This window comes from Aporhodopirellula aestuarii (genome assembly GCF_023701485.1).
GTDB classification, from domain to species: Bacteria; Planctomycetota; Planctomycetia; order Pirellulales; family Pirellulaceae; genus Rhodopirellula; species Rhodopirellula aestuarii.
This window is the reverse complement of record NZ_JAMQBK010000065.1, coordinates 84235-105796: the sequence shown is the minus strand read 5'-3', so window position 1 is coordinate 105796 and position 21562 is coordinate 84235. Positions and strand designations below refer to the sequence as shown.

Sequence of the window (21562 nt, the reverse complement as noted above, 5' to 3'; positions counted from 1 at the left end):
CGAAGTCCCCGCAACCGATCAATTGAGCTACTGACCGGCTGCCCAAACCATGCCGCGAACGAGCATCGCGAGATACGTCTCATCCTCAAACGTTTCTCGTGAATGACCGTAAGTCGTGCCAAACACGCGTGCATCGCCGTACCGGTTCGTCCAAACGACGGGGTGCCATTTATCGGTCACCTGGCTCTTTGATTTGGCGAGCACCGTCGTGTTCGGCCACACTTTTTCGATCACGTACAGCTCGTCCATCGGAGTCGCATACGGCTCGGGGAATTCACGCATGACCGGATGATCCGCGGCGACTACTTCGACACCGTAATGAGCCTGATGCTCATGGCGGCGACTGGTCACGCCGAGAAACTCTCGCCAATCATCGATTTTTGCGTCGCGATAAGTGTGCATGGCACAGTGAATCACGACGGCGGGCACTCCCGCGTGGTGGGCGGTTGTGATCTTGCGGATTTACTCCGGCGACGTGGTCGCGGCAAAACACTCATTGTGGACCACGACATCAAAGCCTTTGGCCCAATCGGCGTTGTCGTAGAAATCGATCTCGGCGTGGGTTCCCTTGCCGCCTTGAGAGACAACCGTCCACGCCGCTTTCACGCCAGCCTTCTCGGCAGCCAACTGAAGTGACTTGGATTGAAAATCATAATCGTGACAGCACCCACTCGTGATCAAAAGCACGTTCAGCGGCTTGCTTGGTGAAGCCGCTGACTCATCGGCGTCAACCGTGCCTGACACAGCCGAAAGTGAGATGGCGAATGCGAGCGTCAGATGGGCGAGGGAATTGGCGGGAAACTTCATGGTGCGGAGGGGCCTTTGGGCATAGGAGGTGGGATGCACGCGGCTTACCGAACTCGGGTTCGCTCGCCAGCGGCGGTATCGCGATATTATCGCACAGATCCGCTGGCTTGCCGATCAGTGAGAGATTTCCCTCCCCGCGACAGGACGATACCGACAAAAGAAAAACCGAAGTCTTGAAAAGACTTCGGTTTTAGCGGATTCAAAAGGGAGCCTGTTGGTTCGCTAGTTGTTCTCTTGCAGCTCAACGGTGTCCATCACCTTGGTATTGCGTTCGACCGCAATCACGGTGGTGCGTTGCCGCAATCCATCACGAGTCTCAGCCGTGATCGGCAGAACTTGGCGTTTGTCAGGGAATTCGAGTCTCACCGTGAACGCACCATCCTTCTGCAGTTTCACCGGGTGCCCGGAAACCATCACCGAGGCAGTCGGATCCGATTTCCCGTACACAATCAATTCGGCTTCGACATCCAGACGCAGTTTCGACTGACGTAGCAACGAGGGATCGCCCGTCATGCTACCCGAGTCAGCAGGATAGGGCATCCGACGTTGCAGCCGGCCTTCGAACGCTTCGCGTAACTCGCCACTACCCGATTCCAGTCCACCACTGAGAGCGTAGATTCGCTCGTAGTCTTCCGCGATGTCTTGCCAGTGTTCATCGAGTCGCTCGCAGTCACCGGGAACCGGTGTTTCAACGACATTGCTACGACAGAGGCAATGGAATTCACCGCTTTCGGTGAGATACCCGATCGCGACCCGGTAGCGGGACGGCGGGTCTTGCACGTCGATATACCACGTGCTCACGCCACCGTGCACAGGGATATCGCGGCTGACGGTTTCGGCTCGGTTGCTCGAAACGTCGCCGACGCTTAGCAGCCGGACGGTCGGAACTGCAGAATGCCATCGTTCGGCCAACGCCGATTGGGCACGTTGCACGCTGCTTTGCGTGATTTCCCAACTGGCCTGTAACCAGAACGAATCACGAACGAGCAACACGATCCGATCACGGTGCGGCGTGGTGCTGCGATGGCGTTCGGCGCCGTCGGTAACCGCGGCACCGCCGACCAACGTGCTGGTCGAAAGATCTTTGCGTTTTTGCATCAGCTCACGCCGTCGACGCATTTCGGCGCGGATGCGAAGCGTTTTCGCGGAGACTTTGGGTTCGCTCAACTCTGGCAGAGGAACGTCGTTGCGAGAGACCGGTTTGCGAGCCTTGGACCGGCCGCTGACACCTGACGACTTCGTCGAGCTTCCACTCGATGATGACGCTGAGAGTGCCGTCGTGGTCATGATCGGCTTCTTCACCTTCTTGGAGGATTCCGATTTTGCCGAACTGCTGAGCGTCACCCGTTTCGCGGTCGATCCGGGCGAACTCCGACTGATCACGTCACCGCTGCGTCGTTTGGCGGTGGAAGTCTTGGCGGTCGACGTTTTAGCGGCCGTTTCCTTCTTGGTGGACGCTGTGGCTTTCTTCTCGCTGACTTGACGGCGGAGTCGGCGTTGGATTTTTGTGATCTCGCTGACCAAATCATCCTTCCGCATCGAATGCCAACCGGCGATACCGTAGTTTTTTGCCAGTTCGGCAAGTTCCCGGCGGGTTTGAGAACTGAGGTCTGCGTTGGTGATCATGGGGATTCCTCGTCAGTTCGACCTGAAACCGAGCTCAGGACTTGTGCAAAAGTTGTCATGCAGGAAGAACTCCGACGAGGGCGGCTCGCCTCAAACACCAGAATAGCCCCTAAAGGTTCTGGTAATGGGAGAATTCGCTGCCCAAGCATTATGGCAAGGGACCACCAATGGTTCTAGGGCTAGGTGATTAATTTGTACAATTCGACCTAAAAAGTGTAATCAATTAGGTTCCAGAACCGAATTTTTCCTTAATCTCAACCTAGACACGCAAGTCGCGAACGCCAGCATTTTTTCTAGGAATCGTTCACATGCCGATCGAACCGGACGCGTCCCAGTCGGAAACTGAACAGAAGCACCCTGACGGGAGCAGCCCCCCCGGAAGCCCCTCCTCCGCGTCCGAATCAACTGCCGCAAACGCAGAACAGGCAGGCACGCCCCATCCCTCCGCAAAATCACAACCCAACCGCTCATCCGTCGCCCCCGAAACGGTGGAAGATCGCCAAGCACTCATGCACTTGGCGTCAGCCGGTTTTGAATTAGCGAGCTTCTCGTTGATTCTCGGCGGTGCCGGTTACGCGATCGATCACTGGCTAGGCAACGGAACACCTTACCTGGGAATCGCCGGGTTGTTCGTCGGTTTCTCGCTCGGATTTTATCGCCTGATCGTCCTAGCCGGCAAAATGAACTGATACACAAACCGTCTCGTCGTCAGCCTCCTACTTTCCTCTCGCAGACGTCCTACAATCAACTAAGCTAAGCCCTCCTCACTCTTTCGCTCTCTTCCCGCCGGTTCGGCCTTAACACATGTCACACGGAAAACCTGCCAAAGCGGCCCCTGTTGTGGGCGGTCGAGATATGTCAGCAGAAGCGGTCGCCGCTCGACTAAAAAGCTCCTTGCTCAAAGAGTCGACCGAACTCGAGGTCGACAAGATTTTCCGAGCGTTGGTGAAACTCGAAGGCTCTGACCTTCACATGAAAGTCGGCCAACCGCCGATGGTCCGCGTCGGCGGCGAACTCAAACCGCTCAACCGAGGCCCGATCGAAGCCGAAGAGATGGTCCGTCTCCTTCTGCCGATGATGGACGAACGCAACCTCATCATCTTTGAAGAAGAGGGCGGGGCTGACTTTTCGTATCAATGCCAAGTCGACGGCGTCCGGTGGCGTTTCCGGATCAACATGCTCAAATCGCTGGGAAATATCGGGCTGGTTGCACGGCGGATTAGCAATTTCATCCCCGATTTCAAAGGGCTCTATCTTCCCGATTCGATCGAGAAACTCTGTCACTACGAACAGGGCATGGTGCTGCTCGCCGGTGTGACGGGTTCGGGAAAAAGTACCACGATCGGTTCGATGCTGAACTACATCAACAGCATCTACCGCAAACACATCCTCACCCTTGAAGACCCGATCGAATTTATCTTCACCGAAGACAAATCGCTGATCAACCAACGCGAGATCGGCCAAGACGTCGTCGACTTTTCCGTCGGGATGAAACACGCGGTGCGGGAAGACCCCGACATCATCCTCGTCGGTGAGCTCCGGGATGAAGAAACATTCATGACCGCGATCCACGCCGCCGAAACCGGTCACTTGGTGTTCGGGACCATTCACGCGGCAAGTGCGTCGACGTGCATCGGTCGTATTCTCGACCTCTTCCCCGAGGAAATGCACCGAGCAATCCGCGGGGCGATCGCGATGAATATGAAAGGTATCGTTGCTCAGAAACTCCTCCGCAGTATCCGCCCGGGCGTCTCCCGCGTGCCGACGTGCGAAGTGATGACGTTCACACCGATGATTCGCAAACTCGTTCTCGAAGGGCATGACAGTAAACTGCCCGATGCGATCCGGATCGGTGCCGAGGACGGAATGCAGGATTTCACCATGAGTTTGAAACAATTAATTGACGATGACTTGATTGATCGTCCGACCGCATTTGCTGTCGCTCCAAACAAAGACTCACTGAAGATGTCGCTCAAAGGCATCGATGTCAAAGCTCCAGGGATTATCTAAGTGGCACAGGCACCCGAAGAAATTCAACTATGGCAAACCGCGGCACCCGTGGAATTCGTTCCCAACGTGGAATCGCGCACCGATGCCCAGGCATTGCTGATCACCACCCGCCAAGGCGCCGGCTACTTAATCGCCGCCGGCCAGTTGGGTCACGCGATCCAGTCCCGGGCGACGCACGTGCTGATGGACTTTTCGCAGAACGCGACCGCGATTCGCTACCAAATCGACGGGAACTGGGAACAACTTCCGCCGCTCGACCGCGAGAGCGGCGACGCGATGCTCTACGCCCTCAAACAACTCTGTTTGATGAATCCGGCCGACCGGCGTGGTGCCCAAAAGGGCTCGATGGGGCTGAAGGTCAACAAAGACAAATATCAACTCTCGGTTCAGTCGCAGGGCGTGCCCACGGGCGAACGTGTGATCTGCCGACTCGACGCCGAAAAGGTGCCCTTCAGCAGCCTCGCCGACTTGGGCATGCGAGACAAAATGGTCGAGCAGTTCAAGGAACAACTCAATGGCCACGGCAACGTCGTCTTGATCTCGGCCAAGAAAGGCGAAGGCGTCACGACGCTGTGGAACGTAGCCATCAATGCCGCCGACCGGCTGATCCGCGACTTCCAGTCGTTTGAACCTGCCGAATCACCAGAGCCGGAAATCATCAACATCACCTCGAACCTATTCGGCGGTGATACCGGCAAAACGGAACTCCAAGTGGTCCAGCGGATGGTGCTGCGGGAACCTGACGTGCTGTTGTTCCCGAATCCTCCTGAACCGGAATCATTGCACCTGTGCATGGAGAAGGTGGTGGAGGAAGACCGCCAGGTGATCCACCGCGCCGCGGGCGAAAACGCCATCGAGGTTCTTTTGTCGTTCGTGGGCCGTTACCCCGAATCGCGAAAGCTGATCGCTGAACAACTTGGTGCCGTGCTACACCAACGGCTGATTCGACGATTGTGCGAGAACTGCAAAGTTGGTTTCGAACCGCCACCACAACTGCTCGCCCAACTCGGCATCCCCGCCGGCCGCGTGCCCGTGATGTATCAACCGTTTATTCCCCCTCCGATCGAAGAACAGGTCGACGAGAACGGACGTCCGGCACCGATCGAACCCTGCCACGTCTGCGGTGGCCGCGGCTATTTCGGACGCATCGGCGTGTTTGAACTCCTCCGCCCCGGACCGCAATTCCGAACCGCGTTGGTCCAAACAAGTGACGCCAGCAAGTTGTTCTCGATTGCACGGGCCGAAGGACACCGGGGCATTCAAGCCGAAGCCGTCCTGTCCGTCGCCCGCGGCTTGACCAGCCTCGACGAACTCAAACGGGTGTTTTCTCGCCGCGGCTGAGTCGGTCGAGCCCCTCCTCCATGCTGACCGTTGGACGATATCCGAGCCGCTCTTTTGCGGCCGTGATGTCGAAGTAGTGATCTTTGGCGAGCTGCGCGGCAACGAATCGCGTCATCGGCGGCTCTTCTCGGCGACGGAGAGCCTTGTACACCGCTTCACACGTCGCACCGATCGCATAAGCGGCCCTATAAGAGATGTGCCGGGTCGGGGGCGGGGCGTCAAATTTCTGGCACAACCGCGAGATCCACTCCCAACACCGAACGGGCTCGTCCTGCGCGATGAAGTAGGCTCGCCCGGCGGCGGATTCCGGTGATGAGGCAATTGCCCCGATCGCGCTGACGTGGGCCGAAGCAGCGTTGGTCACGTGAACCGTATCGATCCGATTCTCGCCATCGCCGATAATCCGCAGACGACCCGAACGGGCACGATCGAGTAACCGGGGCAACAAATGCGGATCACCATCGCCCCAAATGAGATGCGGACGCAGCGACACCGTGCGAAGCCCACCAACGCTGTCTGCGGCAAGTACCTCTTGTTCGGCGATCGCTTTGGTGTGTGGGTAATGACACAGCCATCGATCGGGATACCCGGCCGACTCATCGATCCCGCTTTGATGCCCCCCGGCAAACGTCACACTCGGGCTGCTCGTGTAGATACACTGCGATGCACCGGAGCTTTTGCAGGCAGCAAGCACGTTCCGAGTCGCGACAACATTGTTGACGTAAAAGTGTTTCCACGGCCCCCATACTCCGGCCACGGCAGCGGTGTGAATCACCACATCAACATCTGCAATCGTGCGATTCACATAGTCGACATCGGCCAAGTCGCCACGATGGTGCTGCATCCCGAGACGCACCAGATCCGGCGTTTCCCGTCGAGACAGACCGACGACTTCATCGCCTCGATCGATCAACTGCCGAACAATTTCGCTGCCTAAAAACCCGCTGCAACCGGTGACGAGTATTCGCATGCGATCAACCCACGGGTTCTTGGGTAGCCGGAATCGTGGATTCGATCGGCGCGACCTTGGCAGGAAACCGTTTGAGCACGCGGTACAAAATACCGAGAGCGACCAACAACAAAAACGAACCGAACACAAACGGTGCTCCCGCAAACGGTTCGCCGTTGTAGCGGACCGCCGTATCTTCGTGCGTGAAGTAACGAAACAGCCCGGCGGTGAAGATCAGTGGCGCGAGGATGTTCGTCAAACTCAACAGCGACGTCAATGCTCCTTGGATCCGCCCCTGTTCGGCCGGATCGACCGTGCTCGTAATCAGGCTTTGGATCGCCGGCCCCGACAAACCGCTGAGCGATCCGAACACGATGATGCAGGGAATCATCCAACCACTCGTGGCGAGTCCATAACACAAGAACGCGATGCTCGAGACACTCATCGCCATCATCACCGTGCGTCGTTCACCGAACCGACGGATCACGGGGCGAACCAGTCCGCCTTGTACAATCACGGCCATCAAGCCGACCAACGCGAGCATCAAACCGTTCGTCTGCTCTTCCCAGCCGAACCGGAACCCCATCGACAACACCCAGACGTTCTCCAATCCACGTTGGGCGAGCGAACTGAAGACGAACGCCACGGCGAGCCCCAACACCATCGGATAGGATCGCAACCGGGTGATCGTTCCAAATGGATTCATGCTCCGCAATGTGATCGTCGAACTGCGTTTTTCAGGCGGCAACGATTCCGGCAAAACGAAGTATCCGTAGAGCCAATTGACGAGCGACAAACCGGCGGCGACATAGAAAGGCAACCGCAACGAGATCGCGCCGAGCAGCCCACCCAAAGCGGGACCGATAATAAACCCGAGCCCGAACATCATCCCTACCAAACCGAAATTGCGGGCCCGATTTTCACTGGTGGAAACATCCGCAATGTACGCGTTGCTCGTCGAAAAACTCGCCCCCATCACACCCGCAATAAAGCGACCGACAAACAACCAAGCCACTGACGTCGCAAGGCCGGTGATGATGAAGTCGACGCCGAGCCCAAACAGTGAACCCAAGATCACGGGACGACGTCCGAATCGGTCCGACAAGGCGCCCAAAACCGGGGCGAAGAAAAACTGCATCAGCGAAAACGTGGCCGCGATAATCCCGACATACCACCCGGCTTTCGACTCGTCACCACCCACGAATTCGATCACCAATTCGGGCAGCACGGGGATGATGATCCCGATCGCCAAAATATCGATGAACAGCGTCAGCAGAATGAACGCCATCGCCGCAGCGTGTCTCTGGTGCGGAGGCGTGATCAAAACGTGAAGACTCGTGTGGGGGAAAGGACTGGCGGGGGCACTCGTGCTTTGTCAGTGCTAAAACTCGGTGTGGGACCGGACGACTTGCGGTATTCCGCTAAGTCTTTCAGCGGCGGGGCGCGAGCCCTGCGGTTCAAGCAACCCCCAAGTTCAGGTTGGACGAAGCACTAGATTAGCCCAGACGATTTTTTTTCACAGGGTAGGAAGAACATTCACGCGTTCCCACCGGTGCCCCAACCCTCCGGACATGATCCCGATGTCGTCGATGCACGCCGTCTCTCCTCGCCTTCGGAGATAGTGGGCGAGGTAATCGTGTGTGAGGTGATGTTCAGCCACCAGAACGGGCTGCAAACGCGCCCGCAAAAAACGCGCTCACCAAATCATCTGACCACGACGTCCGATCGCGTTTCAAGAAACCATGATGCCCACCGCCGTTGGAGACGTGCAACCGAACCGGCCGGCCCCCGTCCTCGACACCTCGACTCTTTGCGTCATGCCTCCCCACGCCGTCAGTTCCCGCCAAATACGGAGAGAATGACTCCACGGGCACCAAAGGGTCGTCACTGGACGTGACGATTAAAGTCGGGACCGCGATATCACCGACAACCGAGGCCGCCGATGATTGCCCATAATAGTCCGTTTCACTTTCAAATCCGGCCAACGGGGCGGTGATTTTGCGATCGAACTGCCTCAGCGTTCGCGGCCGCGGCTGACGAAGCATCTCTTGATAGTCCTCCCGCGAGCGCAATTGGGGCGAGGCACGGCGGAGCAAATGTTTGATGAAATACCAATTGTAAAACCGCAGCCTCGCCGACTGCATCGCATCACTGCATCGCTGCAGATCCAACGGCGGCGCGATCGCCAAGATCGGCCCCACCCGATCCCATCCCGAAGGCGCGGCGTGAACACCATTGCCCACACGACCGGCCGTCAGCAACAACTGATTGCCGCCGAGCGATACGCCCACGGCACCGATCGGGCTCGCAGAATCGTTGACCACCGACGCGATAAACTCGATCGCCGCTAACACATCTTCGCTCCGGCCGGCATGCGTGATCGACCGACAGAGAGCTGCCGAATCGCCGCATCCTCGCATGTCGAGCCGAAACGTCCGGATGCCCAGCTGGCCCAAACGCCGTTGAAACCGCACCATGTAAGGAGCCGCATGACATCCGCAAATGCCGTGTATCATCAGCACCGAACCGTTTCGGGGCGTCCACCCTGCGGGCTCGTCATCGTGCATCGCCAATGCATCCCCGTCGCTGAGCGGGATGATGTGTCGCCGGTGGCTGGCTTCAAACGGGCGCAGCGCGTCGCCCGGCCGCGCCCCGAGCAGCGTCTGCAAATGGCCACCACGCAAAAATCGGTGTGGGACGAAGGCAGGAATCTCGAACTCATGGATCCATCTCGCAAAATTCCCGTCTAACATCGCACCATCCATGAAAGAATGCTCTCGAGATGCGTTTCCCCCTGACGCTTCAAGAGCGGCGTGGTTTGTCGTACAACTATCAGCCATGAAAACCATTCGAACCTTTCTCGCGATTCCATTACCCGCATCCCTGGCCCAGGGTGCGTCTGAATGGATTCTCGAAATGAAGCAACCTGCAGACTCCAAATCGCCGACACCTTCAAAAACGTCGACCACGCACAAGCGAGCTACAGTTTCGCCTCCATCGACGAATTCCGCGATGGGTATTAAGTGGGTTCCCGAAGATAATCTTCATCTGACGTTGAAATTCCTCGGCGAGGTCGAGAACGTGCAAATCCCTGAGATTTGCAATGTTGCCGCCGACGTCTGCAGCGGATTCGATCCCTTCGAGCTGAACTTCACCGGTTCGGGCTTCCTACCCGACTTGGCACGCGCAAGGGTGCTCATCGCGACGGTCGAAGACCCTACCGATTCCCTCACCGCGATGGTCAGCCAATTGGAAGACCGTTACGCGGCCTTGGGATTCAAACGCGAACCCCGCGATTATGTTCCCCATCTCACCCTCGGTCGTGCCCGCGGCGGCAGTCGGCGAATTTCGCAAACAGCCATCGACATGTGGCAACGTTACGAAAACGACCCGCTCGGTGAAATGACCGCCCGCTGCGTCCAGGTCGTCGGCAGTTTCTTGGAAAAACGCGGACCGACGTACAACGTGATGCACACGGTGGAATTGTAAGGTGAGCGGATGCGGCAACGAAGACGTTTTGCTGGCAATCGAATCGACGTGTGACGAAACTGCAGCCGCGGTGGTCACGCGGAGCGGTCGCGTGCTTGGCGAGTGCATCGCGACGCAGGAAAAGCTGCATGAACAGTTTGGCGGAGTCGTGCCGGAGATCGCCGCCCGCGCGCACCTCGAACGGATCCTCCCGGTCATCGACACCTCGCTACATCAGGCCGGTATCAGCGGCAGTGATCTCCAGGCGATTGCGGTCGCTGATCGTCCTGGGCTCGCCGGATCGTTGCTCGTCGGTGTCGTCGCGGCCAAATCGCTCGCGATGGCGTGGCAGAAACCCCTCGTCGCGATCAACCATTTGCACGCCCACCTGTACGCCTGCCAGCTAAGCCAATCACGGCAACCGACAACGAGCCCTCAATCAGCCGGGCAACCAGACTCTGCACCGGATTCCACGTCACCTTCGACGGTGACGACGGCGGCGGACGAAAAGGGGGACACGAGCGTTTATCCTGCAATCGGGCTAATCGTCAGCGGCGGTCACACAACATTGTACCTTTGCCGCGATGCCATCGACCTAACATACCTTGGCGGAACGATCGACGATGCGGCCGGCGAAGCGTTCGACAAAGTCGCCACAATGTTGTCGCTCGGATTTCCCGGCGGCGTGGCTGTCGCGAAATGGGCCGAACAGGGAAACGACTCGGCGTTCGCTTTCCCACGATCGATGCAGCATGACGGATCATACGACTTTAGCTTCAGCGGGCTCAAAACCGCCGTCCGGTACGCGATCGTCGGCCCCGGCCGGCAGGACTTCTCATCACTCGAACTTACCGATGACGTCAAAGCAGACGTGTGCGCTTCGTTTGAAGCTGCGGTCGTGGACGTACTGGTCGCCAAAAGTCGACGGGCGATTTCCGAACACGGCGTGCGGCGACTTCTCGTCGGTGGCGGCGTCGCGGCAAATCGCAGGTTACGACGACAACTCACCGAGGCAGCCCAACAAGACGGGTTCGACCTTGTCATCGCGCCACCCGAACTCTGTACCGACAACGCCGTGATGGGCGCCATCGCGTGGAAAAAGATCGATCGAGGAGAGTTCGCCTCGCTCGACCTCGACATTACCCCCGGTCTGCAACGTGGCTTTTAACTGGACCGCACCACTTTTCGCCTAGCTCGGTTTACGTCATTAGGTCTCCCCGGAATCGAGAATGGCAGGCGTTACCCGCTTCCAGAGCCTCTGAGAGCCCAACGACGCGAGAGGCGAAAACTCCAGTACGACTCTGTCCAGCTCGACCGCTCGCGTCTGAGTCTTCCACAAGGCAACGCCCCGCGACCCCAGAGGCGGGGTCTGCTTTTCCCACCGCAAAATCCCTTTCAAAATTCTCCTGAAAAGGTGGCCCCCACGTGAGCGCGATCTCGCATGGCCAATAGCACGTCTGGTTTCAACAAGACTCGCACGTGTATCAGCAACTCGAGCAACAGCCTTGTGGACAAGCAACACACCCGTCAACATCCAGCGATGTGCGTCTACCCGGCACATTTTGGCATCGTTGCATCGAGTTACAATGGACACCAATGACTAGTGAAGTGACGCAAATCCTCAATGCCATCGAAGACGGCGACCGCCAAGCGGCCAGCCAGTTGTTGCCACTGGTCTATGACGAACTCCGCCGATTGGCGACGCAAAAGATGACGCGTGAACCCGCCGGGCAAACGATCCAGCCGACCGCATTGGTCCACGAAGCGTTCCTGCGGTTGGTCGGCGGTGAGGACAAGCCGAACTGGGATGGACGGGGACACTTCTTCGCCGCCGCGGCCGAATCGATGCGTCGAATCTTGATCGAAGCCGCACGGCGACGCAAAACCGAAAAGCGTGGCGGTGATCGACAGCGGATCGACCTTTCGTCTGACGACGTCGTGGCGCACCCGGAAGATTCCGAAACTCTGCTCGCCCTCGATGACGCACTCAAGAAACTCGACAACGAAGATCCCGAATTGGCCCGGCTCGTCGAATTGCGGTACTTCACCGGACTGACGATTGACCAGACCGCCGAGATCCTCGGGGTCTCGCCCCGTACCGTCAAACGCAACTGGGCCTACGCGAGAGCGTGGCTGCGCCGCGAAATGGAAGGAGACGTCTCGGTTTAGAATTGCCGAGCCGAGCTATGCCGCATCTCTCCGAACGTTCCATTTTCTTCGAAGCGATCGACCTCAACGATCCCCACGAACGACGAGCTTACCTCGACCAAGCCTGTGGGGGCGACGCGGAACTTCGCGCTAGCGTGGACGCGTTACTGCAGGCTCACGAGGCTCCCGACCACGCCTTGGATCGGCCACCGGTGGAAGTGCCGAAGATCGACTTCCCGCACCATATCGGTTCGAAAATCGGCCCCTATCGCTTGATGGAACAGATCGGTGAAGGCGGTTTCGGGCTCGTCTTTGTCGCCCAACAAGAACATCCCGTGCGCCGAAAGGTGGCACTTAAAATCGTAAAACCTGGAACCGGCACCAAAGAGGTTCTGGCCCGTTTCGAAGCGGAGCGTCAAGCCGTCGCGATGATGGACCATCCCAATATCGCAAAGGTATTTGATGCCGGTGTTACCGATGACGGTCGCCCCTACTTCGTCATGGAACTCGTCCGTGGCGTCCCGATCAGTGAGTTCGCCGACGCGCACCAGATGCCGATCCGCGACCGGTTAGAGCTCTTCAAGAACGTTTGCACTGCGGTACATCACGCGCATCAAAAAGGGGTCATCCACCGCGACATCAAACCGTCTAACGTGATGGTCACGCTGCACGATGACCGGCCTGTTGTCAAAGTCATTGACTTCGGCGTCGCCAAAGCAATCGGACAATCGCTGACCGACAAGACGATCTACACGCGATTCTTTTCGATGATTGGCACGCCGCTCTACATGAGCCCCGAGCAGGCCGAGATGAGCGGCCTGGACGTCGATACCCGCAGTGACATCTATTCACTCGGTGTGCTGTTGTACCAATTGCTGGTCGGTGAAACGCCCTTCGATCGCGAGCGACTCGATTCGGCAGGACTCGATGAAATGCGTCGGATCATTCGGGAAGAAGACCCACCGCGGCCGAGTCAACGTTTGACGACACTGAACGCCCGCATGACCACGGTCTCCAACGCGCGACGATTGGACGTCAAACGGCTGACATCGACGCTGCGGGGCGATCTTGATTGGATCGTCATGAAAGCGCTCGAGAAAGACCGCAACCGCCGATACGATTCCGCCGCGGCGATGGCCAACGACATCTCCCGGCATCTCACCGAGCAACCGATCCAAGCCCGTCCGCCGACATTGTCGTATCAACTTCTTAAGTTCGCCCGTCGACAACGCGTGGCGATCGCCACGTTCTCGTTGGTCGCGCTCGCGATGATGATCGGTACCGGCGCGAGCATCTGGCAGATGCGAGTGGCCTACCACGAACGCGATCTCAAAGAAGTCGCCCTCCGTGAAGCGACTCAAGCTAAACGCGACGTCGAACGTTTTGCCGCCGTCGTGACGGAAGCGAACTCACTCGTGGCCAGCGCACAAACGCACGCCGGATCCGGACGATGGAAGGCGGCTATGGATGACTACGACCGAGCCATCGAATTGCAACGCAACTATGATTTGCCATGGATCGGCCGCGCCCAATTTTTCACGCGGTTGAACATGTGGGAAGAAGCGGCGAACGATTACGCTCATGCCCTCTCGCTCGGAGCCGCCACCGACACGCCGCAGTGGTGGGGCGTGGTGGCACTGTTCACGTTGACAGATCACATGCAGGCCGCCAACGAATTGTGCCTGCAACTCAATCGTCAGATCGCTCTGCACAAACCCATTGAGCAGTGGGAATTTGTCCGCACCTGTGCGGCCTGCCGCGATTGCATGAGCGATCAATCGCTTCGCGACCTGGCCGCGTGGACACGCACCGAACTCGCCAAACCGGAACCACCACCGCAGTGGGACGATGGACCTCGTCCTCCCGATCGCCGACGGCACCCCGGATTCTTGTTCGAACCCGAAGGTAGACCGTTACGTCCTCCTCCGGAACGAATGCCGTCTGACTTCTCGCGATCTGATTTCACCGGACCAAATGATGGCGACACCGATTGGGTTGGTCCTGAACCGAGTGGCAGCAATCCGAGGGATCCGGGGGCATTCGACTCGGATCAGCCCCCGCCACCACGATCCAATCGGACCGGGCCGCCACGCTCACCTCATGAGTTGCCACGCAACGTTCGCCAATACATCGCTGGACTCGTGCACCTCCGAATCGGCGAGCACGAACGGGCGATCGAGCTGCTTGAACAGGCCCGAGACGACCGGTCTTGGCCGGCCAGTTGGATCGTCGACGCCCCCATGGCGATCGCTTTGCACGCCACAAATCGGGCCGACGATGCTGCCGACGCGTTAGCTCGATCACGTCAATCGATCGGAGAAGTGACCGCAATGCTCAGCGATGAACGAAACCCGGCGACGAAACCGCCCTGGTTCGATTTCGTTGAGTTCTTCGCGTTTTACACCGAAGCCAGCGAATTGATCGAAGGCACCACGCCCATCGACGTGCCCTCGCTCGAAGAGATCCGCAGCCCCGTGCTGATGCAGTTGCGATAGTGATCTCTATCTCTGACGTCGTCATTTGACTGCGGCAAATCGCGTCCGACCTGCGAGTTAGGGCTCGCGGGCCTAGTGATTTGATGTGCTTTGCGGGTAAACTCCTCGGCTCTTCGTCAACGAACAGCCGCGACCGCCCACCCCGCAACGCTATGAGCATCACGACCAAACCGTTCGGACAAACTGAGGATGGAGCCCCCGTCACCAAAATCACGCTCACCAATCGCTCCGGCAACCACATCAGCGTCATGAACTGGGGTGCCTCCCTGTTGGAGGTTGTTGTGCCGGACCGGGACGGTCAACTCGCGAACGTGAACCTCGTATTTGATTCGATCGAACGTTATCTGGCGCCGCACCCCGGATTCGGGAGCACCATCGGGCGTTTCTGCAATCGCATCGGCCAGGCCAAATTCACGATCGATGGCGTCGAGTACCCTGTCACTGCGAACCACGGCAAACACTGCCTCCACGGCGGCAGCGTTAATTTCTCGCACCACAACTGGACGACCGAAATCATTCCAGACGATGCAACTCGCGGCGAAGACATGGTTCGCTACACCCTCGTCAGCCCCGATGGGGAAGAAGGATTCCCGGGCGAACTGACCGCCACGACGCTGTACCGCTGGAACGATGCCAACGAGCTGACCATCGAATACACCGCCACGACGACAAAGCCCACGCACGTCAATCTGACCAACCATAGCTATTGGAATCTAGGCGGCGTCGACTCGGGATCGGCCGTCAACCACGAAGCGATCATCCACGGCGAGGAAGTTCTGGCAATCGACGATGACCTGATTCCGACCGGTGAATTGGTTCACGTTGAAAACACACCTTTCGATTTCCGGCGGCAAACCTCTTTTGCCGCACGCATCCAATCGCTGCAGGCAACCAAAGGATACGATCATTGCTACGTCGTCGATGGCCCCGCCGGCACGCTCCGACCGGCCGCCCACGTCGTCGACCCGGTATCGGGGCGGGGCCTCGCAATCGAAACCACCCTCCCCGCGATGCAACTCTATACAGCAAACCATCTTAAAAAGGATGAACGCAGTGGCGGCTATGGTCCTCAAGACGCCTTCTGCCTCGAGACGCAATACTATCCCGATGCCCCTAACCATCCAAACTTTCCCACGACGTTGTTACGTCCGGGCGCCCACTTTCACGAGAAAACTGTCCATCGATTCACCGCATAGCCTCACACGGGTTTGCGAAATATCGTAAAACATCGCCCAACGTGCGTTGCCGCACCCGAGCCTAAACGCCTTTTCCCCTCGATCCCTCTGTTCGCTCATGAATATCCTCGAAGTAGTTTTGTTTCTAGGCTCAGTTATCGGCGTCATCGCGCTGGGAATCTGGATGGCGAGCGAGCCGGATGATGGGGATCCAACCAACGACGCGTCGGATTACTTCCTCGCCGGTCGCGGATTGACGTGGTGGCTGGTCGGTTTCTCATTGATTGCCGCCAACATTTCGACCGAGCAATTCGTCGGCATGTCGGGTTCGGCCGCGAACTGGCTGGGGATGGCGATCGCCTCTTATGAATGGATGGCAGCGGTGACTTTGGTCGTCGTCGGATTCCTGTTCCTGCCACGCTTTCTCAAGGCCGGATTGTTCACGATTCCTGAATTTTTGGAATACCGATTCGGCCCGATCGCACGATTGGTGATGGCGATTCCCGCCGTCGTGACGCTGGTCTTCGTCGCGACCTCGTCAGTGATTTTCTCCGGGGCGAAGTTCATCTCGGAATACTACAACACCGTCCCCGTGCTCAACAATTTGACCGCGATGTGCTGGCTGATCGCCCTGTTTGCGGCGGCTTACGTGTTTGTCGGTGGTCTCAAGGCGTGTGCCTGGACCGACTTGGTGTGGGGCTCGGCGTTGATTCTCGGCGGTATCATCGTCATGACGATGGCATTCATCCAACTCTCCGAGCGGCCCGCCGAAGACTTGATCAAAACCAAAGTTGCCAACTCCGAAGCAACCGTCGCTGACTTGGAGGAGGCTGGGTTCTGGAAGCGATTCATCCTGCTCAACGACGGTGTCGACAACGAAGCGGTCGCTGTCAACGGCCCCAACGGCAGCGGCGGCAAGACCCACATGGTTCGCCCCAAGGAAGACCCCGAGTTGCCTTGGACTGCCCTCATCGTCGGACTCTGGATTCCCAACTTTTTCTACTGGGGTCTGAACCAATACATCGTCCAACGAACCCTCGGATCGAAGTCTCTGGCGGAAGGTCAGAAGGGGATCGTGTTTGCAGCCTTCATGAAACTGCTGATCCCGTTCTTGGTCGTAATTCCCGGCATTCTCGCATACAACTTGTTCGCGCCCGATCTGTTTAACAACGCCACCAATGAATACGACTATGACCGCGCGTTCCCGGTGCTCGTCCGCAACCTGATCAAACCCTATCCGATGATCTCGTGGTTCATCCTCGCCGCCCTCTCCGGGGCCGTGATCAGCTCGCTCGCGTCGATGCTCAACTCCGCATCCACGATCGCGACGATGGACTTGTATGCTAAAGTCACTCACGAGAAGGACCAACACAAATTGGTCGTCGTCGGACGAGTTTTCGTCATCACGTTCGTGTTGTTGTCGGCGTTGGTCGCCCCTCGGCTGGATAACTTCACCAGCATCTTCACTTACATCCAAGAATTCCAAGGGTTTATTTCGCCCGGTATCCTGGCCGTGTTCTTGCTTGGTTTCTTCTCACCTCGAACCCCACGGTACTTCGGTACGCTAGGGATCATCGTCAACGTCGTCGCGTACGCCGCGTTCAAATGGGTGCTCGGCCCGATGATTGTCGCACAAGGATGGTGGTACGCTGATCAAATCGCGTTCTTGGATCGTATGGCGTTGTGCTTCTTCATCGTATTGTTGACTGGTTTGGTCGTCACGATCTTGCATCCGCTGAGGACGCCTGTAACGATGCCGGTGAATGAACAGATGAACTTGGATTCGTCCAAGGGAGCACGACTGGCAGGCGTTGGTATCATCATCGCTACCGCCGGCCTGTATTACTATTTCTGGTAACACCCCATCGAGTGAATTTTCCATGGACTGGATGACAATTGACGCTTGCCGACGCAGTGACGCATTGCCACTGCCGGCTGAAATTCGCGGTTGGGTTCGTACCCGCCGCGACAGCAAGGGCGGGTTCAGCTTCCTCGAAATCAACGACGGAACGTGCTTGGGAAACCTGCAAGTCGTCGCTCCAGCCGAATTGGAGAATTACACCAGCGAGGTGCAAAAACTGACCGCGGGCTGTAGCGTCGTCGTCCAAGGAAATCTCGTTGAGTCGCCCGCAAAGGGACAGGCAACCGAACTGCACGCCGAATCCGTTCGCGTGCTCGGATGGTGTGATGGGGAAACCTATCCGCTTCAAAAGAAACGCCATTCATTCGAAAAACTACGCGAGTGGTCGCATCTCCGGGCCCGCACCAACACGCTCGGTGCGGTAATGCGAGTCCGCAACCGGCTCAGCCAATCGATTCACCGATTCTTTGACGAAGCCGGCTTCTATTACCTGCACACGCCGATCGTGACCGCGAGTGATTGCGAAGGTGCCGGCGAGATGTTCCGAGTCACCACGCTCAACCTCGAGAAGCTCGCGGGTTCCAATCGCCCTCTTGATCCTTCCCAGGACTTCTTCGGCAAACCGACCCATCTCACCGTCAGTGGCCAGCTCGAAGGCGAAACGTACGCCAGCGCGCTGTCGAAGATTTACACGTTCGGCCCCACCTTTCGCGCCGAAAACAGCAACACGTCACGGCACCTCGCCGAGTTTTGGATGGTCGAACCCGAAGCTGCGTTCTTCGACCTCCAAGACAACATGAAACTCGCCGAGTCATTCCTCAAACGCATCTTCGCCGATGTGATGGAAGACTGCGCCGAAGACATGGAATTCTTCGACAAGATGATCGAAAAAGGGAAACTCGCACAATTAAAAGCGGTCGTCGACAAACCGTTCGAACACATGACCTACACCGAGGCGGTCGAGCGACTGACCGCGAGCGATGAGTCGTTCGAATACCCAGTGAAATGGGGGATCGACCTCCAAGCCGAACATGAAAAACACCTGACGCAATTGGTCAACGGACCTTTGATCCTGACCGATTATCCTTCGACAATCAAACCGTTTTACATGCGGGTTAGCGACGACGAAAAAACCGTCGCGGCAATGGATGTGCTGGTACCGGGAGTCGGCGAAATCATCGGTGGCAGCCAACGCGAAGAACGTCTCGATGTATTGTTGCGGCGGATGGAAGAGGCCGGCCTCGACGACAAAGAATACTGGTGGTACGTCGACCTGCGGCGTTACGGCAGCGTGCCCCATGCGGGATTCGGCCTTGGTCTCGAACGAGCGGTGCAGTACGCCACCGGCATGACCAACATCCGCGACGTGATCCCCTTCCCACGGACTCCCGGCAACGCGGAGTTTTAAACCGAGGCCGCCGACGTGCTCACGAACCACAATGTGGCAACGCCGGTATGCCGCTTGGCGCCCTCACCAACGGGCGCCCAACATCTCGGCAACGCCCGCACGTTCCTGCTCGCGTACTGGAGTGCTCGCTCCCAAAATGCCCAACTGATCTTGCGAATCGAAGACATCGATTCCCCGCGAGTCAAGCCGTGGGCGACCGTGCAAGCGATCGAGGACCTCGCTTGGCTCGGCATCGAACATGACGGCGAACCGATCATTCAAACTCAGCGCACCGAGCTCTACCAAAACTTGCTCGATCGTCTGATCGCAGATGATCGCGTCTACCCCTGCACATGTTCGCGGAAAGACATCGAAACCGCATCTTCGGCGCCGCACGAACAGTCCATCACGCGCCCAAACCAACTGGCTGCTGCACGAACGGTTGTCGCGGAAAACACGCTCTATCCTGGCACCTGCAGCGGCTGGCATCCGGGCGATGCATTCCCGACTGCAGGTAGTTACTGCCTGCGTTGGCGAGTCGATAAAACATGGATGCAGTTTGATGATCTCGTCGCCGGTCAAGTCTGTTGCAAACCCGACGAGTCGATTGGCGATTTTCCCGTCACACGCAAAGAAGGCGTTGCCGCGTATCAACTCGCAGTCGTCGTTGATGACATTGATGCGGGAGTAACTGAAGTCGTGCGTGGCGATGACTTACTCGTCAGCACATTTCGCCAGATGCAAATCTACGACTATCTCGGAATCACACACCCCACCTACGCCCACGTTCCGCTCGTCGTCGGTGAAGACGGACGACGACTCGCCAAACGACACGGTGACACGCGGCTATCGCAATATCGAGAACAAGGCGTTGCACCGGAAAGCATCGTCGCTTGGGCCGCCCGCTCGGCGTTCGGACGCATCGACGGATTCCCGAGCGAAACCGAAACCGCCGACTGGACGCTCGCTCGTTGGCACCGCGAAATGATCGAGCGATTTGACTGGGCGAAGGTCTCTCGCGACCGTGTCCAGCATTCCTGAACACGATCAAGACAGTTCTTGCACGAAGTCGTGAAGCGTCTCACGAAACCGGATCAGCAGTTGGCTTTGAAACCGATACGGATTCCAGATCGCCGCGATCGTCCGCTTCGGTTTCACACCACTTAACGATCGGTACACACGACGTTTCGTGTTATCGATCTTCTTCGCCATCTCAGGAATCAGCGAGATGCCGTGCGACAACGCGACGAGTTCTTGGACCATCGCCAATTGATTGGCGCGTTCGACCGCCAACGGATGAACCGAACGCTGGCGGCAGAACGACACAATGTTGTCAGACAAACAGTGCGCTTCGTTGAGCAAGACAAAAGGCTCGTGCTGAATGTCACTCAGACGGATCTGCTTTTTTTGCGTTAGCGGGTGATCCGGTGGCATGACTAAGTACAGCTCCTCTTCGAACAGACTATCGATCTCCACATATCTCGCGGGAATGGGTAGCGCGACGATCGCAACATCCAACTCGCCTTGCTTACATCGCCGCACCAAATTGTCGGTCGTGTCTTCTTGCACGACCTGGGTCGCGTGGGGGAACTGATCGGCGAACTGACGCAGCAGATCAGGTAAAAAGTACGGCGCGACCGTGGGAATTGCTCCGATCCGAATTCGGCCGGTTTGCCCGTCATCGCAAATTTCCGCCTTCATATCTTCGACGATCAACAGGATCTGCTCGGCACGCGATTGGAAGATGAGACCGGCATCCGTCAGCTCGACGCTGCGAGGCTTTCGTTCGAACAACGGCTGTCCGATCTCGTCCTCGAGTCGCTGAATCGCCCGGCTCAGCGCGGATTGGGAAAGGCATAAACGCTCCGCCGCGTGTGTGAAATTTCGAGTTTCCGAGACGCACTGAAAGTACGCCAGTTGATCCATGTCCATCTTTGGTTCCCAAACCTCTGATCTTCCGACCTCGTTGCCCCCGGGCAGAATTTGCCATGCATGTATTGCATGACAAACACATTAGCATCGCGGCCAGTGCAATGCCAACGATGCCCCAGACGCCGTAGCTAGAGCGAACACTCGGCAGCACGAAAACCGGTACGGCGCATCGACATCGAGTACAATCCCTCCTTCCTCAACACGCGATCATTCTGCCACGGCATGAACGATCCGCGTATTCACCACGACTTAGCCGGACTGCGTCATTTGCTGGCAGACTGATTAAAATCTTCGCTCTCACCTAGCTGAGTCTCCCCCGGGTTCCGAAAGCGGGTAACGCCTGCATTCTCGGTCTCGGGGGAC

At 57.7% G+C, this 21562-nt stretch carries 18 protein-coding genes; 11 read left to right on the top strand and 7 right to left on the bottom strand.

Annotated elements, in window-relative coordinates; translation table 11 throughout:
• Nucleotides 1-27 precede the first annotated feature (27 nt).
• The 3 genes from NB063_RS24430 to NB063_RS24420 form a co-directional block, all read right to left on the bottom strand.
• On the bottom strand, nt 28-453 hold the full coding sequence (locus tag NB063_RS24430) for a ThuA domain-containing protein (RefSeq protein ID WP_322975294.1): 426 nt from the start codon (nt 451-453) through the stop codon (nt 28-30).
• Nucleotides 454-462: 9 nt separating this feature from the next.
• Nucleotides 463-807, bottom strand: a complete 345-nt coding sequence (locus tag NB063_RS24425) for a hypothetical protein (RefSeq protein WP_250931644.1) — start codon at nt 805-807, stop codon at nt 463-465.
• 222 nt (nt 808-1029) lie between these two features.
• Nucleotides 1030-2433, bottom strand: a complete 1404-nt coding sequence (locus NB063_RS24420) for a DUF4912 domain-containing protein (protein ID WP_250931643.1) — start codon at nt 2431-2433, stop codon at nt 1030-1032.
• A 308-nt stretch (nt 2434-2741) separates the two neighbouring features.
• Between NB063_RS24420 and NB063_RS24415 the strand changes: the two genes are divergently transcribed.
• From NB063_RS24415 to NB063_RS24405, 3 genes are all read left to right on the top strand, one after another.
• Nucleotides 2742-3122: an AtpZ/AtpI family protein gene (locus tag NB063_RS24415; RefSeq protein ID WP_250931642.1), complete on the top strand. Its 381-nt coding sequence runs from the start codon at nt 2742-2744 to the stop codon at nt 3120-3122.
• 115 nt (nt 3123-3237) lie between these two features.
• Nucleotides 3238-4443 (top strand): type IV pilus twitching motility protein PilT, encoded by a 1206-nt coding sequence (locus tag NB063_RS24410; protein ID WP_250931641.1) that lies wholly within the window; start codon nt 3238-3240, stop codon nt 4441-4443.
• A complete protein-coding gene (locus tag NB063_RS24405) occupies nt 4444-5784 on the top strand; it encodes an ATPase, T2SS/T4P/T4SS family (RefSeq protein WP_250931640.1) in 1341 nt (446 codons plus the stop codon).
• On the opposite strand, the gene NB063_RS24400 is transcribed toward NB063_RS24405, so the two are convergent.
• The 3 genes from NB063_RS24400 to NB063_RS24390 form a co-directional block, all read right to left on the bottom strand.
• Nucleotides 5756-6754 carry an NAD-dependent epimerase/dehydratase family protein gene (locus NB063_RS24400; protein ID WP_250931639.1) on the bottom strand — a complete coding sequence of 333 codons (999 nt, stop codon included), beginning with the start codon at nt 6752-6754 and terminating at the stop codon, nt 5756-5758. The two genes, NB063_RS24405 and NB063_RS24400, sit on opposite strands and share 29 nt — an antisense overlap.
• Before the next feature lie 4 nt (nt 6755-6758).
• Nucleotides 6759-8021, bottom strand: coding sequence for a TCR/Tet family MFS transporter (locus tag NB063_RS24395; RefSeq protein ID WP_250931638.1), 1263 nt, complete (start codon nt 8019-8021; stop codon nt 6759-6761).
• Nucleotides 8022-8385: 364 nt separating this feature from the next.
• The gene (locus NB063_RS24390; protein ID WP_250931637.1) at nt 8386-9486 is read right to left on the bottom strand and encodes a YheT family hydrolase; all 1101 of its coding nucleotides are present in this window, start codon (nt 9484-9486) and stop codon (nt 8386-8388) included.
• Between the two features lie 85 nt (nt 9487-9571).
• Here NB063_RS24390 and thpR point away from each other — a divergent pair, with 85 nt between their 5' ends.
• From thpR to gluQRS, 8 genes are all read left to right on the top strand, one after another.
• Nucleotides 9572-10222 (top strand): RNA 2',3'-cyclic phosphodiesterase, encoded by a 651-nt coding sequence (gene thpR / locus NB063_RS24385; protein ID WP_250931636.1) that lies wholly within the window; start codon nt 9572-9574, stop codon nt 10220-10222.
• Nucleotide 10223: 1 nt separating this feature from the next.
• Nucleotides 10224-11369, top strand: coding sequence for a tRNA (adenosine(37)-N6)-threonylcarbamoyltransferase complex transferase subunit TsaD (locus tag NB063_RS24380; RefSeq protein WP_250931635.1), 1146 nt, complete (start codon nt 10224-10226; stop codon nt 11367-11369).
• A gap of 428 nt (nt 11370-11797) precedes the next feature.
• On the top strand, nt 11798-12370 hold the full coding sequence (locus NB063_RS24375) for a sigma-70 family RNA polymerase sigma factor (protein WP_250931634.1): 573 nt from the start codon (nt 11798-11800) through the stop codon (nt 12368-12370).
• A gap of 17 nt (nt 12371-12387) precedes the next feature.
• Nucleotides 12388-14844, top strand: a complete 2457-nt coding sequence (locus NB063_RS24370) for a serine/threonine protein kinase (RefSeq protein WP_250931633.1) — start codon at nt 12388-12390, stop codon at nt 14842-14844.
• Between the two features lie 152 nt (nt 14845-14996).
• Entirely contained in the window at nt 14997-16040 is a 1044-nt protein-coding gene (locus NB063_RS24365; RefSeq protein WP_250931632.1) for an aldose epimerase family protein, read from the top strand.
• Nucleotides 16041-16137: 97 nt separating this feature from the next.
• Nucleotides 16138-17877: a sodium:solute symporter family transporter gene (locus NB063_RS24360; RefSeq protein ID WP_250931631.1), complete on the top strand. Its 1740-nt coding sequence runs from the start codon at nt 16138-16140 to the stop codon at nt 17875-17877.
• Nucleotides 17878-17899: 22 nt separating this feature from the next.
• The gene (gene asnS, locus NB063_RS24355) at nt 17900-19288 is read left to right on the top strand and encodes an asparagine--tRNA ligase (protein WP_250931630.1); all 1389 of its coding nucleotides are present in this window, start codon (nt 17900-17902) and stop codon (nt 19286-19288) included.
• A 15-nt stretch (nt 19289-19303) separates the two neighbouring features.
• Nucleotides 19304-20308, top strand: coding sequence for a tRNA glutamyl-Q(34) synthetase GluQRS (gluQRS, locus tag NB063_RS24350; protein ID WP_250931629.1), 1005 nt, complete (start codon nt 19304-19306; stop codon nt 20306-20308).
• A 6-nt stretch (nt 20309-20314) separates the two neighbouring features.
• On the opposite strand, the gene NB063_RS24345 is transcribed toward gluQRS, so the two are convergent.
• On the bottom strand, nt 20315-21199 hold the full coding sequence (locus NB063_RS24345; protein WP_250931628.1) for a LysR family transcriptional regulator: 885 nt from the start codon (nt 21197-21199) through the stop codon (nt 20315-20317).
• Nucleotides 21200-21562 lie beyond the last annotated feature (363 nt).

Bases quoted from the DNA above. Each gene is read 5' to 3' on its own strand.
- NB063_RS24425 (WP_250931644.1), bottom strand. From the start codon at position 807: ATGAAGTTTCCCGCCAATTCCCTCGCCCATCTGACGCTCGCATTCGCC.
- NB063_RS24420 (WP_250931643.1), bottom strand. From the start codon at position 2,433: ATGATCACCAACGCAGACCTCAGTTCTCAAACCCGCCGGGAACTTGCC.
- NB063_RS24415 (WP_250931642.1), top strand. From the start codon at position 2,742: ATGCCGATCGAACCGGACGCGTCCCAGTCGGAAACTGAACAGAAGCAC.
- NB063_RS24410 (WP_250931641.1), top strand. From the start codon at position 3,238: ATGTCACACGGAAAACCTGCCAAAGCGGCCCCTGTTGTGGGCGGTCGA.
- NB063_RS24400 (WP_250931639.1), bottom strand. From the start codon at position 6,754: ATGCGAATACTCGTCACCGGTTGCAGCGGGTTTTTAGGCAGCGAAATT.
- NB063_RS24395 (WP_250931638.1), bottom strand. From the start codon at position 8,021: ATGGCGTTCATTCTGCTGACGCTGTTCATCGATATTTTGGCGATCGGG.
- NB063_RS24390 (WP_250931637.1), bottom strand. From the start codon at position 9,486: ATGTTAGACGGGAATTTTGCGAGATGGATCCATGAGTTCGAGATTCCT.
- thpR (WP_250931636.1), top strand. From the start codon at position 9,572: ATGAAAACCATTCGAACCTTTCTCGCGATTCCATTACCCGCATCCCTG.
- NB063_RS24375 (WP_250931634.1), top strand. From the start codon at position 11,798: ATGACTAGTGAAGTGACGCAAATCCTCAATGCCATCGAAGACGGCGAC.
- NB063_RS24370 (WP_250931633.1), top strand. From the start codon at position 12,388: ATGCCGCATCTCTCCGAACGTTCCATTTTCTTCGAAGCGATCGACCTC.
- NB063_RS24365 (WP_250931632.1), top strand. From the start codon at position 14,997: ATGAGCATCACGACCAAACCGTTCGGACAAACTGAGGATGGAGCCCCC.
- NB063_RS24360 (WP_250931631.1), top strand. From the start codon at position 16,138: ATGAATATCCTCGAAGTAGTTTTGTTTCTAGGCTCAGTTATCGGCGTC.
- asnS (WP_250931630.1), top strand. From the start codon at position 17,900: ATGGACTGGATGACAATTGACGCTTGCCGACGCAGTGACGCATTGCCA.
- NB063_RS24345 (WP_250931628.1), bottom strand. From the start codon at position 21,199: ATGGACATGGATCAACTGGCGTACTTTCAGTGCGTCTCGGAAACTCGA.